The sequence below is a fragment of the Chitinophagales bacterium genome, from assembly GCA_020636495.1.
GTDB lineage: Bacteria > Bacteroidota > Bacteroidia > Chitinophagales > Chitinophagaceae > UBA5543.
In genome coordinates this window covers 1,814,050-1,834,389 of sequence record JACJXQ010000008.1, presented here as the reverse complement: position 1 = coordinate 1,834,389, position 20,340 = coordinate 1,814,050, and the positions used below count along the sequence as shown (strand labels likewise).

14 protein-coding genes are annotated in these 20,340 nt (G+C 43.5%); 11 read left to right on the top strand and 3 right to left on the bottom strand.

The genetic code is table 11. The annotated features are described in order from the left end of the window. Positions 1 to 144 precede the first annotated feature (144 nt). Positions 145 to 1,056, bottom strand: a complete 912-nt coding sequence (locus tag H6550_07930; GenBank protein MCB9046054.1) for a 3-hydroxybutyryl-CoA dehydrogenase — start codon at positions 1,054 to 1,056, stop codon at positions 145 to 147. 287 nt (positions 1,057 to 1,343) lie between these two features. On the opposite strand from H6550_07930, the gene H6550_07925 reads away from it, so the two are divergent. From H6550_07925 to H6550_07890, 8 genes are all read left to right on the top strand, one after another. Beyond that, positions 1,344 to 1,811, top strand: a complete 468-nt coding sequence (locus tag H6550_07925; protein ID MCB9046053.1) for a hypothetical protein — start codon at positions 1,344 to 1,346, stop codon at positions 1,809 to 1,811. 75 nt (positions 1,812 to 1,886) lie between these two features. Continuing rightward, entirely contained in the window at positions 1,887 to 4,520 is a 2,634-nt protein-coding gene (locus tag H6550_07920) for a hypothetical protein (GenBank protein MCB9046052.1), read from the top strand. Positions 4,521 to 4,576: 56 nt separating this feature from the next. Beyond that, entirely contained in the window at positions 4,577 to 6,820 is a 2,244-nt protein-coding gene (locus H6550_07915; GenBank protein ID MCB9046051.1) for a transglycosylase domain-containing protein, read from the top strand. A 43-nt stretch (positions 6,821 to 6,863) separates the two neighbouring features. Beyond that, on the top strand, positions 6,864 to 8,090 hold the full coding sequence (locus H6550_07910; protein MCB9046050.1) for an HD domain-containing protein: 1,227 nt from the start codon (positions 6,864 to 6,866) through the stop codon (positions 8,088 to 8,090). Between the two features lie 74 nt (positions 8,091 to 8,164). Beyond that, on the top strand, positions 8,165 to 9,238 hold the full coding sequence (gene lpxD, locus H6550_07905; GenBank protein MCB9046049.1) for a UDP-3-O-(3-hydroxymyristoyl)glucosamine N-acyltransferase: 1,074 nt from the start codon (positions 8,165 to 8,167) through the stop codon (positions 9,236 to 9,238). Positions 9,239 to 9,261: 23 nt separating this feature from the next. After that, a complete protein-coding gene (locus H6550_07900; GenBank protein MCB9046048.1) occupies positions 9,262 to 10,698 on the top strand; it encodes a bifunctional UDP-3-O-[3-hydroxymyristoyl] N-acetylglucosamine deacetylase/3-hydroxyacyl-ACP dehydratase in 1,437 nt (478 codons plus the stop codon). Then, positions 10,695 to 11,495 carry an acyl-ACP--UDP-N-acetylglucosamine O-acyltransferase gene (lpxA, locus tag H6550_07895; GenBank protein MCB9046047.1) on the top strand — a complete coding sequence of 267 codons (801 nt, stop codon included), beginning with the start codon at positions 10,695 to 10,697 and terminating at the stop codon, positions 11,493 to 11,495. The genes H6550_07900 and lpxA overlap by 4 nt, the downstream gene beginning before the upstream one ends. Beyond that, a complete protein-coding gene (locus tag H6550_07890; protein MCB9046046.1) occupies positions 11,479 to 12,096 on the top strand; it encodes an ABC transporter ATP-binding protein in 618 nt (205 codons plus the stop codon). The genes lpxA and H6550_07890 overlap by 17 nt, the downstream gene beginning before the upstream one ends. Before the next feature lie 306 nt (positions 12,097 to 12,402). Here the strand turns inward: H6550_07890 and H6550_07885 are convergent, their stop codons facing one another. Next, complete coding sequence (locus H6550_07885; protein ID MCB9046045.1) at positions 12,403 to 15,330, bottom strand: SBBP repeat-containing protein; 2,928 nt, start codon at positions 15,328 to 15,330, stop codon at positions 12,403 to 12,405. A gap of 696 nt (positions 15,331 to 16,026) precedes the next feature. On the opposite strand from H6550_07885, the gene H6550_07880 reads away from it, so the two are divergent. The 3 genes from H6550_07880 to H6550_07870 are packed head-to-tail and all read left to right on the top strand — an operon-like array spanning position 16,027 to position 19,669. Next, positions 16,027 to 17,439: an MBOAT family protein gene (locus H6550_07880; protein MCB9046044.1), complete on the top strand. Its 1,413-nt coding sequence runs from the start codon at positions 16,027 to 16,029 to the stop codon at positions 17,437 to 17,439. Next, positions 17,439 to 18,398 (top strand): hypothetical protein, encoded by a 960-nt coding sequence (locus H6550_07875; protein MCB9046043.1) that lies wholly within the window; start codon positions 17,439 to 17,441, stop codon positions 18,396 to 18,398. Before H6550_07880 ends, H6550_07875 begins: the two co-directional genes overlap by 1 nt. 53 nt (positions 18,399 to 18,451) lie before the next feature. Next, on the top strand, positions 18,452 to 19,669 hold the full coding sequence (locus H6550_07870) for an MFS transporter (protein MCB9046042.1): 1,218 nt from the start codon (positions 18,452 to 18,454) through the stop codon (positions 19,667 to 19,669). On the opposite strand, the gene H6550_07865 is transcribed toward H6550_07870, so the two are convergent. Then, on the bottom strand, positions 19,666 to 20,340 hold the full coding sequence (locus H6550_07865; GenBank protein ID MCB9046041.1) for a YggS family pyridoxal phosphate-dependent enzyme: 675 nt from the start codon (positions 20,338 to 20,340) through the stop codon (positions 19,666 to 19,668). The two genes, H6550_07870 and H6550_07865, sit on opposite strands and share 4 nt — an antisense overlap.

The following is a 20,340-nucleotide window of genomic DNA, read 5'->3' as shown; positions in this document are numbered from 1 at the left end:
TGATCACTACACATTAAAATCCCTGCGGTCACTACTATAACTAATAGTTAATGCACATTATTGTACTGACAATAATTAATCAGGAATAACAAAAAAGCCACCCGTAAACGGATGGCTTAGTGTGTATACCTGTTAAAGTTATTATTACCACTTCTTGTTCTGGAAACGAGAGCTGACAACCAAATCTTTGCTGCCCGGAGTGTATTTATAGAAACCCTCTCCGCTTTTAGCACCCAGGTAACCAGCCTGTACCATATTGGCTAGCAGTGTAGCAGGCGCATATTTCTGCTTACCAAAGCCCATATGCAATACGTTCATGATCGAATAACAAGTGTCCAGGCCTATGAAGTCTGCCAGTTGCAATGGCCCCATCGGGTGTGCCATACCCAGCTTCATGATCGTATCTATCTCTTCTACACCAGCAACACCTTCCTGTAATGTAATGATAGCTTCGTTGATCAGTGGCATCAGGATACGGTTGGAAACGAAACCGGGGTAATCCTGAACCACACAAGGTACCTTGCCCAGGAACTTAGACAGGTCATATATCACCTGTGTCACTTCTTCAGTGGTTGCATAACCATTGATGATCTCTATCAGCTTCATTACCGGTACAGGGTTCATGAAGTGCATACCTATTACCTGGCCGGGACGTTTTGTGTGTGAACCGATACGTGTAATAGAAATAGATGACGTATTCGTTGCCAGGATAGTATGCTCTGGGCAAAGTTTATCCAGGTCTTCAAAAATCTTGGTCTTCAGATCTATGTTCTCAGTAGCGGCTTCTATTACCAGGTCTGCGTCTTTTACAGCTTCTGCCAGGTTTGTGTAGGTAACGATACGGCTTAACGCATCGTTCTTCTGTTCTTCCGTCAGTTTTTCTTTTGCGATCTGGCGATCCATATTTTTGCCAATGGTCACCAACGCCCTGTCCATAGCTTCCTGTTTGATGTCCATCATGTGAACATTGAAGCCACTTTGTGCTAATACGTGGCAAATACCATTGCCCATTGTACCCGAACCGATAACGGTAACGATCTTGAATTTCTGTAACATGCTTTTAGTTTTTTCATCCAGATCAGCATGCCCCAGCTTTACCGGACTTTCTTTTTCTTGTATCATTTGACGTAAAATATTTTTAAAACGTGCCTAAGATAACGTTTTCTTAATAATTGACACAAGGATAATACCGGTGTGTGGGTAATTTAACGTTAACTGTTAGCAAAGCCTGCTGCACGATATTCTCGTCCTTATATTTACCCGAATCCTGTTTTAGCATTGCATTAACTGAAAACGTGGACATGTAAGGATTCTTTAACATTTATTATATTAAGTTTACCTGCATGAGGAACTTATTGTACATATTATGCGCAGGCATTATACTTTCCACCGGGGCCTGCAACAAATATCCCAACCTGACACAGGCAGAAAGAAAAGCAATCGGTCAATACAAATTTGAAAAGGTCACAAAACATAAGGACTTTCTGAGTTCGGAAAATGTTACGCAGGATTACAACAACATGATACTGCAACTGAATGACCAAAAAGAAGCAGCACTTATAGACCAGAATAATAATGTGACCTATTTTGGCAAATATGATGTCGTTACCCAACGCACCAGCACCGGCACCGATGATGACGGCAACACGAATTACACGAGCAACCATACGATCATCATAGACATCAAATCACCGGGGCGAGGCAGCAACTTTCACTGGGTTGGAGAAGATGCGAATATTACCAATAATAAGATCAGGTTCACCGCTCACAGATCTGACGGCAAGTATAAATTCAGATTAGATAAGATTTAAATACATTGTAACAACTGGCCATATTTTTAACAATGTGGCTGCATTATTTTATCCTAAATTTAAGGCTTCAAGTATATGAATATACAAAGAGCCACGCCGGTAAATGAATTACTGGCCAAACTGATCTTCCTGGTATTACCAACGGTATTTGTCAGCTATTACCTGCTATGGCATGCTAATGAGTATTATTCCTTTTTAAGAGCTAACGCATTACAACAAACTATATATTTTGGAGCGGGCATGGCAGTGAGTGCTATATTCTATGCATTCCGTTTCAGGTTCCTCCCCACTTTCGCACTATGGATGTTCGGGATGTTCCTCATATACCAGGGTCTTGACAACATGGCTGTAGGAGAATTTGATGCTTTTTTCATCTCGGTACAGTTTCTGGTATTCGCCATATTATCTACGGCCGGCTGGATGTTTGGCTGGGGTTTTGTAAGACTCAGATACTGGTCGGTATTTACAGCAACACTTCTGCTATCAGCATATATCTTATTGATAGCCAAGACACAGATGGACAATACGTATCAATTGCTCCGTGACTTTACACCGGCAGTTCTGTACGCAGTCTACATCCTGTATGCAGCAGAACAGATATACAGTTATAAAGATAAATCACAGAAATTCTGGTGGTTCATGAGCAGACGCCTGGCATTATTCAGCCTGTTGGCCTTACTCTTGTTCGGAGGCGTTGTCTACCTGATGCGGGCAGAGATCAATGAGACTGTAGCCAACTATGGTGGTGGAGGGAAAAGTGGAGAGAACAGCATGCTGAAGAAAAATAAGGATGGCACCTTTGATATTAATGAGTACTCACGCTTGCGCAGTAACCTGGGAAGGAGCAATGAATTACTATTCTGCGCACATATAGATAATTTCTTCCCTAACAGCGAGATACCTAACCCGCTGTACCTGACCGCTTTTTATTATACCTATTTCGACACATTAACCGAAACTTTTGAAAGAGACTCACTGATACCCTCTAACGATCTGTACCAGCCCAACCCGGGAAAGATGCCCCTTTTCTTTACAGATACTGACTCATCTGTGATAAAGAATAGCCTGGCAACCAAACTCAGGAAGACGGTAGATATAGAAGTATATAATAAACAGTTATCCACTAAAACCTATGTGGCACCCAATGTAGGTTACTTCTGCCAACCAGTGGCTATTGAGAAAGATTTCAGGAGCGAATTCATATCAGCATACCGCGCAAAGGGCTATGTATCAGAGCTTAACAGCGCTTACTTTGTATACAACTCGCAGGATGAACAAATACGTAAATTCCAGGAAAACAGATTTGAAGTATTACGTAAAGCCAATGACTACAAAGGTATTGATAATAAATTCTTAAGGTACTACACAGATATGCCTGACGATGAAAAGTTCAGGAAAATAAGTGACCTGGCCCATGAGGTAACCAAAGACGCCAAAACACCTGTAGATAAGGTACTTGCTATAAGAGATTACTTCCTGGCAAAAGACGAGAATGGCAAACAAATTTATACTTATACAGACAACCCCGGTATACCCGATATACCGAGTGCATCCAAACTAATGTACTTTCTGTTTGAGAACAAAAAAGGCTATTGCGCTTATTATGCAGGCGCTACCCTTTTTATGTTGCGAGCATTGGGCATTCCCTCCCGTATCACGGTAGGTTTTATGACCGTTGACCGTAGCGATAAGAACAAAGGCTGGTACTGGTACTACGCCGATCAGGCACATGCCTGGGTACAGGTATTCTTTCCTGAGTATGGTTGGTTGGATTTTGACACCACTGTTGGCAACGAAGATGCAGAACAAAGCCCGCAGCCCGACGGCACACCACCCATGCAGCCCCCAAGGGCATGGCTGGCAGCAGACGGTGAAATAAAAAGTGTAGATACCGCCAACAAGTCATTGATAATGAATGTACAACATCTTGTATTTCACGATAAGGAATATAAGTTGGATAGTGCGGTAGATATGCAGATGGACATGTCAGTGGCAGGTATATATATAGATAGTGTAGATGTGCTGTTGAGCGAACTGAAGAAAGGAGACAAAGGTACGGCTGTGTCATACGCACTGGCTTTGAAGAACATGCCGGAACACAAAGGCGAAAGTGGCAATGCCCTGGCTAAAAGAATACCTTCCCCCGCCCCGATAGACGAAATGTACCTGAAACGGGTAGATAAATCGAAACCGGAAACGAAGCCGGAAAAAGAGCAGGTGAAAAAACCTATGTCAGCTAATGACATACTTTTTGTACTTGGAACTATATTGGGTATTTTGATCATATTGCTCCTTGCCCTGCCTTCAATTGTATATACATATTATATTATAAGACAGAGGCGCTCAAAGGCTGATGGGCCAAGGTCATACTTTGCATACAGGGCTGCCAACTTCTACCTGCACCAGGTGGGTATATTCAGGGGCAACCAGACACCCATGCAATATGCCGTTAAGACCATCGACCCGCAAATGGGTACTAACTATGGTAGCTTTATGAATGTGTACCTGAAGCAGAAATACGCAATGCAACCGTTGAATGACGGAGAACGTAAAATAGTATCCGGCTTCCTGGCATCGTTCATAACGAAGGTAAAAACAGTGATACCATTCAAAACAAGGCTGGCAGGCTTTCTGAACCCGATTCGCACAATAAGTTTCTTTGTGCAACCAGGTGATGACGAATTAAATAATTCAGAAACAATGTCGTAGCTTATAAGCTGAATAGTATTAATTTTTAGCTTTGCTGACAGAATAAATAACCGATAGTGACTGCAACAAAAAACGGAAAGAGCCTTAAGGGCAGGTTAATAACCATACTGTGGATATTATTCGCCTCGGGAATTAGTGTATTCCTGTTGCTGATATTATTGATAAATATGGGGCTCATGGGCTACATGCCGTCTATGAGAGAACTGGAAAATCCTAATAGCTCCCTGGCATCAGACCTGTATGCTACCAATGGAGAACTGATAGGCAGGTATTATGTGCAGGATCGCTCAGCAACCAAATACGAGGATATTTCACCTAATGTATTTAATGCACTGATAGCCACCGAGGATTCCAGGTTCTACGAGCACTCCGGTGTTGACGGACGTGCTGTGTTGCGTGCTGTAATATTCCTGGGTAAAGACGGCGGTGGCAGTACCATAACACAACAGTTGGCCAAGAACCTTTTCCCCAGGGAGAAAGGGAGTAAACTAAAGACCATCCTTCAAAAACTAAAAGAATGGGTGATGGCTGTTAAGCTGGAAAAACAACTGACAAAAAATGAGATCATCACCCTTTACCTGAACACAGTACCTTTTGGTAGTAATGTATACGGTATCAGGAATGCCTCTCTTACCTTCTTTAATAAACAACCCAAAGACCTGAAGGTGGAAGAAGCTGCGGTAATTATTGGTATGCTTAAGGCCAGTACATTTTATAACCCGCACCTGAACCCTAAGAACGCGCTACGCAGGCGCAATACAGTTTTAGACCAGATGGCAAAGTATGACTACCTGACCATCAAAGATGCACACGAGATAAAGAAAAAGCCCATAAAGCTCGATTATAAAAAGCTGACACACCATGATGGTATTGCCCCATATTTCAGGCAGGTGGTGGAGTTGGAAGTGAAAAAGATATTCAAAGACCTGAAAAAACCGGACGGAACAAACTATAACATATATAAGGACGGCCTGAAGATATACACTACACTGGATGTAAAAATGCAGAAGTATGCTGAAGAAGCTGTTGCAGAACACATTAAAGAATTACAACAGGAATTCATCAGCCAGCGCAAATATAGCGACGGCAGCATATGGAATGAATACCAGCAATACCTGGATATGGCCATAAAAGCCACCCCAAGATATAAGGTACAAAAGGAAGAAGGCAAGTCGCACGAGCAGATAATGGGCGATATGAGAACTCCTGTAGCTATGACCGTTTTTGCATGGAACAAAGCAGGTGAGATTGATACAGTAATGACACCCGTAGACTCTATAAAATACATGAAGATGATGCTGCAGGCAGGCTTTATGGCTATGAACCCCTATACAGGTGAGGTGAAGGCATGGGTAGGTGGTATCAATCATACTTATTATCAATATGACCACGTCAACATCAATACCAAACGCCAGGTAGGTTCTACCATTAAGCCATTACTGTATTGCCTGGCAGTTGACAATGGATTTTCGCCCTGCGGTATATTGTCAACTGCACCTCAGTCGTTCCCTACCATTGAGAACTATGACGCCGGTGGTTCTGAAAAAGGTCCGTTGACCATGAAGCAGGCCCTGGCCGGCTCTATCAACAACGCCGCACTATACCTGATCAAGCAAGTGGGCATCAATGCCTTTGCTGATTTTATTCATAAGTGTGGTATAGAAAGCCATATCGATAAGGTTCCTTCGCTGGCATTGGGTGTACCTGATATTTCGCTGATCGAGATGCTTCGTGCCTATACTATGTTCCCATCCGGCGGAACCAATACACAACCCCTGTTCATCACCAAAATTGAAGATAAAGATGGAAACGTGTTGAAAAGCTTTATTCCGGTTCAGAAAGAACTCATCAACAAATACACTGCCTTTAAAATGGTGCGTCTTATGCAGGGCGTAGTCGACTTTGGTACAGCCAAGCGCATGAGGTTCAGGTATAACATAAATAGCGAGATAGCAGGTAAAACAGGTACTACGAACAGCCAGGCTGATGCATGGTTCATAGGCTACACCCCACAGATACTGGCTGGTGCATGGGTAGGTTGCGATGACCGGTATCTACGCTTCGGTACCACCAGGCTGGGACAAGGTGCCGCAGCTGCACTGCCTATATGGGCCTACTTTATGAAACGCGTATATGCAGACCCATCTCTTAAAATTGACCCTAATGCAAAATTCCAGGAACCGGAAGATTTTACGGAGTGCGCTGACTCAGTAGACCCGGCAACGTATAGGGGTAGCAACTCATCAGATGGACTTGAAGAAACTCCTCCGCCAATACCCGATGGGGAATGGGGTCGCTAAACGAACAGAAACTAAGAAATAATACAGATAGAGCATAGCGTATATGAACGTGAAGGGCAAGATAGTAAACGACCCGGTTTACGGATTTATCAGGTTTCCGGAAAATGAACTATTACAATTAATAGACCATAAATGGTTTCAACGCCTGAGGTACATCAGGCAGATGGGACCGGCGCACCTGGTGTACCCGGGTGCGGTGCATACCAGGTTCCACCACTCACTGGGAGCAGTGCACCTTATGGGCAAAGCCCTTGAGGAATTGAAAGCAAAAGGGGTTGCCATATCTGATGAGGAGACATTAGCTGCAAGAATAGCCATATTGCTGCACGACATAGGTCACGGGCCTTTTTCTCATGCCCTGGAACATACATTGGTAGAAGGTGTGACACATGAGCATATATCGGGTATGATCATGAACAAACTGAACATTGAGTTTGACGGTATGCTGGACGGTGCCATACGCGTATTCGACCAGTCGTACGAAAAGCCTTACCTGCATCAACTGGTATCCAGCCAGCTGGACGTAGACAGGATGGATTACCTGAACCGGGACAGCTTCTACACCGGCGTATCAGAAGGTGTTATTGGCTACGACAGGATACTGCAGATGCTCACCGTACAAGACAACCAGCTGATGGTGGAAGAAAAGGGCGTGCACTCAGTTGAAAAGTTTATCATAGCCCGCAGGCTCATGTACTGGCAGGTATACCTGCATAAAACAGTGCTGGGAGCAGAGGTATTACTCATCAACATATTAAAAAGAGCTAAAGAACTGGCCCAAAAAGGAGCGGATCTGTATGCCAGCCCTGCCCTCAAACATTTCCTCTACAATGCTGTTACCCTCAAAGATTTTGAGACCTCAGGCGAACACCTGGAGCAATACTGCATGCTGGATGATGTAGACCTGCTGGCATCAATAAAAGAATGGTGCAGGCACGAGGATAAGATACTGTCCCGCCTGTGCTGTATGATGCAATACAGGGACCTGTATAAAGTAGTACTGAGCTCGGAGCCGGTAGATAAGCTACTGGAGGAAAAGAGAATGGAGGCCCGTGAAACATATGGTATCGGTGATGAAGAGATGGACTATTTTGTATGTACAGGTATTACATCCAAGGATACATACAACATAAATGACGAGCGGATTCATATAGCCATGAAGAGCGGGGCAGTAAAAGACATATCGGAGATTGACAACCCCGTGGTCACGCAGGCGCTTGCAATGCCCGTACATAAGAACTACATTTGTTATATCCAACCCCGAAAATGAATGAATACATACAATAAAAGCAATATTATTATTGTTTAATTGTAATTTACAGGGGGTTTATCAGTAATAATAACATGCAATTTACCGCTCAGCAAATAGCTACACTTATACAAGGCACCATAGAGGGTGACCCAAATGCAACTATAAGCGATGTAGCCAAAATAGAGGATGCTACTGCAGGTTACCTGAGCTTTGTAGCCAATCCTAAATACGAGGAATTTTTGTACAAAAGCAAAGCATCCATCATTATCGTCAACGAAGCACTGGTGTTAGAACATGGTGTTTCCGCTACACTGATACGTGTAAAGGATGCATACAGCGCTTTTGCGCAACTGCTGGAAAAATACAATGAACTGAAAACCATAGGCGGCAAGACAGGTATCGACGACTCTGCAATTGTCTCAAAGTCAGCCAAAGTAGGCAAAGACGTGTATATCGGTGCATTATCATATATAGGTGACAATGTATCCATCAGCGACGGAGCAAAGATATTTCCCGGCTCATTTGTTGGCGACAACGTCAGTATAGGCAAGGGTACTGTATTATACGCCGGGGTAAAAATATATGACAGCTCCATTGTGGGCGAAAATGTTATTATCCATTCAGGCACTATCATAGGCAGCGACGGCTTTGGGTTCGCGCCTCAAAAGGACGGCACCTACAAAAAGATACCACAGATAGGCAACGTCATTATAGAAGACAATGTGGAAATAGGCTCCAACACCACTATCGACAGGGCTACGATGGGCTCTACCATCATCAGGAAAGGTGTAAAACTGGACAACCTGATACAGATAGCCCATAACGTGGAAATAGGTGAAAATACCGTCATAGCCGCACAAACAGGCATATCGGGCAGTACCAAAATAGGCCGCAATTGCGTGATAGGTGGCCAGGTAGGTATAGTCGGACATATACAGATAGCCGACTTTACCAGTATCAACGCGCAAAGCGGGCTGGCAAAATCTGTAACCACGCCCAACACGGCTTTAACAGGTTCTCCTGCCTATGAGTATAAAAGTTCATTAAAAAGTCAGGCAATTTTCAGAAATTTGCCTGATTTGCGAGACAGGCTGAATAATTTGGAAACAACAGTTGCTGAATTAAAGGCCATATTAAGCGAACAAAATATTTCGATAAAGAAGTGAGTGAAGATCTACTAATTAAACAAATCAAAGGCAATTCTGATAAGTCGCAGCAAAACCATTCTGCCCAGAATCAGCATACACTCAAAGGGTCTGTTACCCTGCCGGGTGTAGGCCTGCATACAGGACAGAAGGTAAATATGACCATGAAGCCTGCCAATCCCGGCTTCGGCATACGTTTTCAGCGTATCGATCTGCCTGAAAAACCTATCATAAAAGCCGATGTTGACCTGGTGGTAGACACATCTAGGGGCACAACCCTTGAGCAGAACGGTGTGAGGATCAGCACGGTAGAGCATTTACTTGCAGCGTTGGTCGGCATGAATGTAGATAATGTGCTGATAGAACTGGATGGCTCTGAGATACCCATCATGGATGGTAGTTCCAAACAGATCATCGAAGCGATAGACAGCGTGGGCATACAGGAACAGGATGCCAAACGTATTGTTTATGCTATAGATACCAACATTCACTATTACGACCCTGTAAAGAACGTAGACATGCTGGCCGTTCCTTCAAACGAATACCAGATAACTACGCTTATCGATTTCAACTCGCCTGTACTGGGCACACAGCACGCTACGCTGAAGCATATCTCTGAGTTCAAAGATGAGATAGCCCCCTGCCGTACCTTTTGTTTCCTGCACGAGTTGGAATACCTGCTGGACAACAACCTGATAAAAGGCGGCGACCTGAGCAACGCCATTGTAGTAGTAGACAAAGTGGTGAGTGATGATGCCTTGCAACGGTTATCTGAGATATTCAACAAGAAGAACATACAGGTAAAGCAGGAAGGAATATTGAACAATATTCAGCTGCACTTTGCCAACGAACCTGCCAGGCACAAACTGCTGGACGTAGTGGGCGACCTGGCACTGGTAGGACATTCTATCAGGGCGCATATCATTGCCAGCCGTCCCGGCCACGCTTCGAATGTGGAGTTTGCCAAGAAGATCAAACAATACATCAAGAAGAATAAGCACCTGTCTGACATACCTCATTACGACCCTAATCAGGAAGCTATCTACGATATCACACAGATTGAAAAGTCGCTGCCGCACAAATACCCGTTCCTGCTGGTAGATAAGATCATTGAGCTGAGCGACAGCCATGTAGTAGGTATCAAGAATGTGACCTTCAACGAGCATTTCTTCCAGGGGCACTTTCCGGGCAACCCCGTTATGCCCGGCGTATTGCAGATAGAAGCACTGGCTCAGACCGGCGGTATACTGGCGTTGAACAACTACAGCGACCCCGAAAACTACGATACTTACTTCCTGAAAATTGACAAAGTAAAGTTCAAGCAAAGGGTTGTGCCGGGCGATACGCTCATATTAAAACTGGAATTACTGAACCCCATACGCAGAGGTATATGCGAAATGCGTGGCACGGTATATGTAGGTAACAAACTCGTAACCGAAGCTGAGCTGGTTGCACAAATAGTTCCAAAAGACAAGAAATGATCCACCCACTTACATACATACACCCCGACTCCAAGATAGGGCCCAATGTAAAGATCGATCCGTTTACCACCGTCCACAAAAATGTGGAGATCGGCGAAGGTACGTGGATAGGTAGTAATGTTACCATTATGGAGGGCGCGCGTATCGGCAAGAACTGCAGGATATTCCCCAGTTCAGTCATATCCGCCATTCCGCAAGACCTGAAGTATAAAGGTGAAGATACCCGGGTGATCATAGGCGATAACACCACCATCCGTGAGTGTGTCACCATCAACAGGGGCACTACAGACAGGAACGAGACAAGAATTGGGAATCACTGCCTCATCATGGCTTATTCTCACATTGCGCACGACTGTATCGTGGGCGATCATTGTATCTTCTCCAACAATACCACGCTGGCAGGTCATATAGTAGTGGGCGACCATGTAATACTGGCAGGCCTTACAGCCGTGCAGCAGTTTGTTCGCATCGGTTCTCACTCTTTTATCACCGGTGGTTCGCTGGTACGCAAAGACGTACCACCATATGTAAAAGCCGCGCGTGAGCCGTTGTCTTATGTGGGTGTCAACTCTGTTGGACTGAAACGCAGAGGCTACTCTATTGATAAGATCAACCACATACTGGATATATACAGGATACTCTTTGTAAGAGGCTACAATACATCCAAAGCATTAAGCATCATTGAGACCGAGATACCTGTTTCTGACGAGCGCGACGAGATAATAACGTTTATCAGGGAAACAGGCCGCGGCATTATGAAAGGATATATCCGCAGGCATAATGAAGATATCTCTTGAGCATATAAGTAAGCGTTTTCAGCGACACTGGATATTCAAAGATGTAAACTACCACTTCACATCGCCCGGGGCTTATGCCATACTGGGCCAGAATGGTAGTGGTAAGTCTACCCTGCTCAGGATCATTGCCGGCATGCAATCTGCATCCGCAGGAAAGGTATTTTTCAGCGACAACGATACAGAGATACCCAAAGAAAAAATATTCAGCCACATCAGCTTTTGCGCTCCATCGCAGGAGATAGTGGAAGAAATGACCCTGGCAGAGTTTCTGAAATTTCATTTCTCGTTCAAACCCATATACCCCGGGTTGGATATAGAACAGGTTATAAAACTGACGGGGCTCGAAGCCGCAAAAGACAAGCAGATATCCGACTACTCATCGGGCATGAAGCAAAGGGTAAAACTGGCACAGGCTATTTTTACCGCCTCCCCCATCCTGTTGCTAGACGAACCTTGCACCAACCTCGACGATGAAGGTGTTTTACAATACAGGGAATGGATAGAGCAATACACCGCAAATAAACTCGTCATTGTCGCCTCCAACGACGTACGTGAATACCACTTCTGCAAAGAGCGCATTAGTATGCAGGAGTATAAGTAGCAAACATCAAGGCCTTACAATACCGGTGTTTGCGAAGTACAAAGCAACAGCCAAGCGCTCATTGAGTCCTTAAAAAGACATAGTGATCGAGATAATCAGCCCCCATCAAAGCCGTCATGTCAAACGCAGAGAGACATCTCCTGAGAACTTGCAATAAGCTGCATTTATCCACTCATCCAAAAGGCAGTACAAAAAAATCCTGCCAATCCTCCAATCCTGTGAATCCTGATTCAGACATTTTTTTCTCACCTCGCAAAAACCGGAAACTTTTAGGTTTTCTCCCGATAACTATCGGGATTTAAACGCTTACTTCCTAACAACCCTCCCCGCTACACTACCATTTACCTTGATGATATAAACACCCGCTGCAAGGCTGCTCATATCAGCATGAACTGTTTTGCCACCGCCAGTTTGGCTCAGCACCTGTTTTCCTAACAAGTCAGTCAGGGTGAGTTGCTCTATGATGGCAGAGGAGGTAACTGTAACAGTACCACTGGTAGGGTTGGGAGAGATACTAATGACACTTATACTCGAATCATCAACTTCCAGTGGCCAGACATACAATGTTGCAGTAGCTGAAGTATCAGAGCAGTTAACAGTTGATAGTATACACCTGAACTGCCAACCATTATAGGCCGAATATGTGTTGCTGATAGTCAACATGTTAGTATTAGTACCACTATACTGGCCACTATCGCTGAGGACTCTAAAACCACTACCCCTATTTTCCAGCCATTGATATGATATTCCGCTGCCAGTAGTTAATATGGTAAAGTATGAACTTCCACTACCTGTAGAAACAGCCATATCATTTGGCTGCATCATAATTGCAGGCAACGGCATTACTGCAATCGTATGAAGTACTGTATCAGCCCCACAGGAATTAGTAACAGTATAAGTAACAGTATCAACACCTGTTGATATACTCCATACCCTGCCATTGCTGTCAATGACAACATGACCATTTGTTGATGCCCAACTACCTCTTTTATCTTTATTACTCAATATAGAGCTATCTCCAATACACAAAGTTACCGTGCCTGAGATCGAATCTAATACAGGAGGCGTAAAACATATTTTGGATAAAAATCCATCGCATAGCCCTCCTAAAGCAGTTTGATGTACCCCTGAAGTAGCCCACACAGTATCACTATAAGTCAGTCCTGAAATATAAACCCCCTCAACATTATTACATGTAATACTCGCTCCCAGGTCTTTGAGTGGCCCTCCGTAATAACCTGCCCATAACAAAGTATCATCTTTTGAAAACTTGGCAACAAATACATCTTCTGCCCCGCTATATTGCGAAGAGTTATTCCGGGAAATATTGGTTGAACTTTTAGTATAACCTGTCATATATACGTTGTCAGAGTCATCTATATCAATACATGTTGCATATTCATCACCTTCACCACCATAATATGTTGACCATAGCCTGTTTCCAGAACTATCAAACTTGGCTAGAAAAGCATCGTATAATCCCTTATTAGTTGGCTGATGGCTGCCTTGTGTACTGATATTATTGATGCTGGCTGTATATCCACATAAATATATATTCGATAGCTTGTCAGTTATTACGCTTGCCCCCACATCTAAAAGGCTATCACCAAAATAAGTGCCCCAAAGGTATACTCCGGAAGAATCAAATTTGCCTACAAACGCATCACCATGGGGTTTAAGGTATTGCTGAAACGCTCCATTAGTAGCAATAGCAGTATCTGAGAATGTCCTCCCTGTAACTATTATTTTAAAGTCAGGATCGATTGCCATACCATATATTTTCGTATCAGAACTTTTCCATGCGACTCCTCCATAATAGGTTCCCCATTTGCGTACACCTGAGCTATCAAATTTCACAACAAAACCCTTGTCAAAATATCCTCCACCGCCTACCCAATGCGCTCCGGGAGTGGCAACTTCGTACTTGTTATGTATATTCCAGCTTTGCGACATCCCAGCCATATAAACATTATTGCCAGCATCAACTGCGATACAATAAGTCTCCTCCATTTCGTGTCCACCATAATAGGTACTCCAAACTCGATGCCCGTAACTATCAAACTTGGATAAAAATGCATCTGTTCTATTTGTACCTCCAAAATAATCGAGGCATAAAGTGTCCTGATGACAACCAACAGTTGCAATACTGGATGTACTTTTTGTGGTACCACCCATATAAACATTACCCGACATATCTGCAGCAATACTATAACAACTTTCAGTTGAGATTCCTCCCATATATGTACCCCATATAAGCTGTCCTTTAAAATCAAACTTCGCAAGGAATGCGTCATAATTACCCTCGTATGACGTTTGATGCGCACCGCTTGTCACAATATTATTCCAACTTGCTGTTGATCCATCTATATATACTCCCGTGCCATTCTTATCTATAATTACCTCTTGATTCGCATCTATTGAACTACCCCCATAGTAGGTACTCCAGTCCAACCCGGGGTCAATAATTAATATGCCTTCATAAGGTGAAACATAGTATTTCAAAACATTCCCACTCAAAACGAACCTGCTTGCAACTTTTGCCCCATCTTCCTGCAAGCACACGGGGGCATTTTCTGTAATAATACCCTGGGGGGTTGATGCAATTAGGCTACCATCCTCATTCAATTTAAGTTGCGATGCGCCTCTATATTTAAGTTGGATAACAGATGGGTCTCCTCCCGGGTGAATAATAAAGTCATATTTAACAGTATTCCCTCTTTTCGTATTGACGTATAATACCCAGTCAATATTCGGGTATACATTCTTATAGGTTATTTTCTCATACGCATACACTGTGACACCATCTGTTCCAACACCAGGTGTGTAATAATTCTCATAATATTCCTGTCTGCCTTGTTTTACCAGCAATGCATGCTTATTTGCACCCACCAGGTCCACATCCATACGATACATCAGGTAATTAACACTATCATTAATGCAAGGCTCACCCTCGGCAAACATAGTATCGTTCTGCCTTGCATTTTGTTTTATCGATGTGTCAGGCATATAGAACTGGTAGTATATAGCACCGCTGCCAATAAATATATTTAACCCGGATGTCGCAGATAATTTAAAGTCTACATCTGGCCTGGGATTATAATACTGATCCGTTACCTGACCCTTATTCTCAATAAAATATAATGGTTTGTTTGCAACAGGTTTTAAACCGGTATTTCCCACAGCAAATAATAATAACGGCAATAATGCTGACAACAGCGTGAACAGTATGCGCATACAGGATAGTTATCATATAAATATAATTAATCGGCACATATTTACACAGCTTCTATTCAGCATTTAGGTGTTTGTCTGTATATTTCCCCTTTGGTCGATGTGATCACCGTACTAATCAGCCACCTAATCAAGGCTGTCATACAAAACGAAACACCGTGCAGTGAAGTATCCGCCCTCCCTCACGCGTCATTGCGACAGAGTATTTGCCACGACAAATACGGCGGAAGCGATCTTGCCCAAACGAGTATTGTATTTCATGTGATCAAATTGCATTACTGCACACAGAACCGAATTGTTATATTGAACAAAATAACGTATATTTGCTATTGTAAATATCCCAGGAGTCTATGTCTTCACCTAACAACATACACGAAATCATCAGTCCCGCACCTGCGGGACTTTTTTATGTATTGTTAAGTACAATGACTATACCATTTTACTTAACAATACTTAACAATTCACATCACAACACACTAAATATCAATTACTTAAACCAAAACAAGATTAACCTATTGTTAAACCCAAAAACAGAATCACTTAACAAAATGACACCGGAACTCATCAAATTTTCAATACCCGGAGGATATGATCATCCACCACAACCCGGACGTATAAATATTAGCGAACAGAATATATTACAGCACGAAACCATGATTCATCCAAAATTATTTACTTTAGCTATCAACACGAGGCAATATGCTTTTTAATTCCCTGCACTTTGTTGCTTTCTTTATTATCACTACAATAGTTTACTTTCTGCTACCGCACAGGTACAGGTGGTTCCTTTTGTTGAGTATAAGCTGCTATTTCTATATGGCGTTTATACCCATATATATCCTCATACTGGGGTTCACTATTGTTATCGACTATATAGCGGGTATACTCATAGAACAGTCTGAACGGAATAAGAAACATTTGCTGGCCATGAGTATAGTGGCCAACGTGGGCGTGCTGTGCTTCTTTAAATACTACAACTTTCTGAATGAGAACCTCACCACCCTGCTGGGACTGGCATCATTCAAAAACCCGATACCGGCACTCAACATCATACTACCCATAGGTTTGTCCTTCCATACCTTCCAGGCCATGAGCTATACCATTGAGGTGTACAGGGGCAACCAGAAGGCGGAAAAACATTTAGGGATATATGCCCTGTATGTGATGTTCTACCCGCAGTTGGTTGCCGGTCCTATCGAGCGGCCGCAGAACGTGCTGCACCAGTTCTACAAAAAGGTAACCTTCGATTATGAACGCGTAGTAGAAGGGCTCAAGCTGATGCTATGGGGGCTGTTCAAGAAGATAGTGATAGCAGACAGGCTGGCTATTTATGTAGATGCCGTGTATAACAACCCGCAACACCACAGCGGTATCAGCAGTGCGGTAGCCACCGTATTCTTTGCCTTCCAGATATATTGCGACTTTTCAGGTTACTCAACCATAGCCATAGGCGCAGCCAAAGTGCTGGGCATCGACCTGATGGAGAACTTCAGGAGGCCTTACCTGGCAAAGTCTATCAAAGAGTTCTGGAGCAGGTGGCATATATCGCTGTCTACCTGGTTCCGGGACTACCTGTACATACCCATAGGCGGCAGCAGGGTGAAATTCCCGAAATACATCCGTAATATCCTCATCGTATTTATCATAAGCGGCATATGGCACGGCGCCAGCTGGACATTCGTGATATGGGGTGCCCTGCATGGCTTCTACCAGATAACAGAGGTACTGCTGAACAAATACGTGTACAAAGACAAGCCAAGGAGCAAAGCGGTTACAGTACTCAATTACATCACCACTTTTGTGCTGGTATGCCTGGCATGGGTATTCTTCCGCGCCAATACCGTGCAGGATGGTTTTACCATTATCAGCAATATACTCACCTTCAAAAAAGGCGGCCTGTTCATCGGCTTTGCAGCAGGGCTGGTATATTCTGTTCTGCTCATTATATTCCTTATCATTACGGAGATCAATTACGAATATTTCAATAACAAATTTTCATTGATATATAGTAAGCGCCCTGTAGTGCGCGAAGTAGGTTATGTATTGCTGCTGCTTACCATATTGATAATAGGTGTATTTAACGGAGGTCAATTTATATATTTTCAATTCTGATGAAACAACAGGTAACTAAACTGGTCATAAAGTCGGCAATACTACTGGTAGTATTGGTTGTGTGCGACCGTATCATAGGTACCGGGCTGGAGCACCTGTTTTATCAGCAAACCCACGGCGACGACTACACTACACTGCACGCCCTGACAAAAGCAGAAGATGACATACTGGTATTCGGCACATCCAGGGCATCGCACCATTACAATGCAAGGCTGCTCGCCGATGAAACGGGCAAAACCTGCTTTAACGCCGGCAGGGATGAAATGGAGATACCTTATACCAATGCATTGCTGAAACCAATATTCAAAAGGCGCAAACCTAAGCTTGTCATTGTTGATATAGGACCTATGGAGCTATCCGGCGACAAACAGATAGTATATGAAAGGGTAGCTACAGTATTAATGCCCTACTTGAACAAATACCCGGTTTTTGATTCAACCATTGCCAAAGCAGGTATTACAGAGCTATGGAAAATAAAAGCCTCAAAGATATACGCTTACAACTCCAAACTGGGCTCGGCTTTTCAGAATGCATACACCAATGTGGGGCATAGTTCCGATATGGGTTATGAGCCGCTGTACAAAACGATAGATACAGCCGTATACAAAGAAAGCATATGGAAAGACATTGACAAAGACCTGCCACTATCTGAGGATTATATCTCTACGCTTACAAGCATCATACAACAAGCTAAAACAAACGATGTTCAATTGGTGCTATGTATATCACCATTCTACTTTCATCATAATTTTTCAGCCAACAGTAGTTACAACAGGATCAAAAAAACAGCAGCAGACTACAACATACCGCTTCTTGACTTTACGAACGATCCTGAATTTACAGGTCAACCATTATTGTTCAACGACGATGTGCACCTGAACGACAGCGGGGCCGGAATATATACGTCAAAGGTAGCCGCTATCCTGTTGGCAAAGGGCATTATCAATAATAATAAATAGATATTACCATGGTATAACCATCGCATAGAATTTACTATATATATTTGTCACCAATGAAAAAAGCAGCCACATCTTTTATTGACGCATACAGGGGGTTATCTCCATCCGCATGGTGGTTGTCCATTGTTATGCTGGTCAACAGGATGGGTACGATGGTGTTGCCCTTCATGACCCTGTATATGACAGAGCGGCAAGGTGTATCTATTGGCAAGGCGGGGCTTGTTATTACTATATTCGGACTAGGTACAATTTGTGGCGGCTTTCTTGGCGGCAAACTAACTGATAAAATTGGCTTCTACTATATTCAGTTATTCTCATTGATAAGCGGTGGAATACTGTTTATTGTGCTGGGGCAGATGCATGATTATCTCTCAATATGCGGAGTAGCTTTTGTACTGAGCCTGGCCAACGAATCATTCAGGCCAGCCAATGCAGCCGCTATTGCCAACTACAGCGAAACGACAAACAGAACACGCAGCCTTGCACTAAACAGGCTAGCCATTAATCTTGGGTGGGCGGTAGGTGGTGCTGTTGGTGGTTTTGTAGCTGCACATAGCTACCATCTGCTGTTCTGGATAGACGGGCTGACCAATATGGCAGCTGCTCTTATGCTATGGCTATTATTAGCACCTTCAAAAAACAAGGAAACAACTAAGAAAAAAGAAGAACATACCGGACCCGTTATCTCGGCTTATAAAGACAGTCCGTTCCTGCTATTCGTTGCGCTGAATACAATATTCGCAATATGCTTCTTCCAGGTATTCACCACCATACCAGTATATTTCAAACAAGACCTGTTCTTGTCAGAAACTGAGATTGGGCTTGTCATGGCGTTGAACGGCATCATTATAACTGTAATAGAAATGGTGATCGTCCATCAACTGGAAGGCCGACGTCCTCCTTTGACCTATGTTATCATCGGTACAGTTCTGGTGTCAGCTGGGTTCATTACATTGAATATTATTCCGGGAATGATGATGGGGCTGGCAATAATATTCATCACGCTTATCACCTTTGGAGAGATCATCAATATGCCCTTTGCTTCCACCTATTGGATGAACCGTAGTAATAGTAAGAATATGGGACAATATGCGGGATTGTTCACTATATCATGGGCCACAGCGCAAATAGCCGGACCATCCATAGGTGCGCAAATAGCTCAGCACTGGGGATTTAGCACACTCTGGTGGGTAATCGGAATAATGTGTTTGGCTACCATTGCCGGTTACCGCTGGATAAAGGAAAAGCCTGTACCGGAAAAGGAAATTTAGCTACGCTCGCCAAAGATGCTGCTGCCAATGCGTACCATCGTACTACCCTCTTCCATAGCTATCTTATAATCGCCGCTCATACCCATAGAGCATACATTAAAGTAATCGGCTGTAATGAAATAAGTATCTTTGAGCAGGGTCTGTACATTCTTGATAGCGGCAAACTCGCGGCGCACCTGTTCCATATCATCGGTAAATGTAGCCATACCCATTACCCCTCTGATACGCACATTAGGCAAGTTGTCTTTCTGAGTCGTGTAGTACTCCATGAGTTCCGTCACTTCGTTGTTATCAAGGCCGTGTTTGGTCTCTTCTTCGGCTACATGTAGTTGAAGTAACACGTCAATAACCCTGTCGTGTTTTGCTGCCTGCTTATTGATCTCAAGTAATAGTTTAAAACTATCTACGGCATGTATCATGTGCACGAAGCCTGCTATGTATTTTACCTTGTTGGTTTGCAGGTGACCAATGTAATGCCAGTTGATATCTGCAGGAAGCTGTGGGTGTTTCTCTATTAACTCCTGCACATAATTCTCTCCGAAGTTCCTTTCACCCTGCCGATAAAGCTCTTCTATATCACTTACCGGTTTCTTTTTAGAGACCGCTACAAGAGTAACTCCTTTCTGCTCGGTCTCAGCTTTTAATTGCTTCCATGTGGTAATATCTACCAT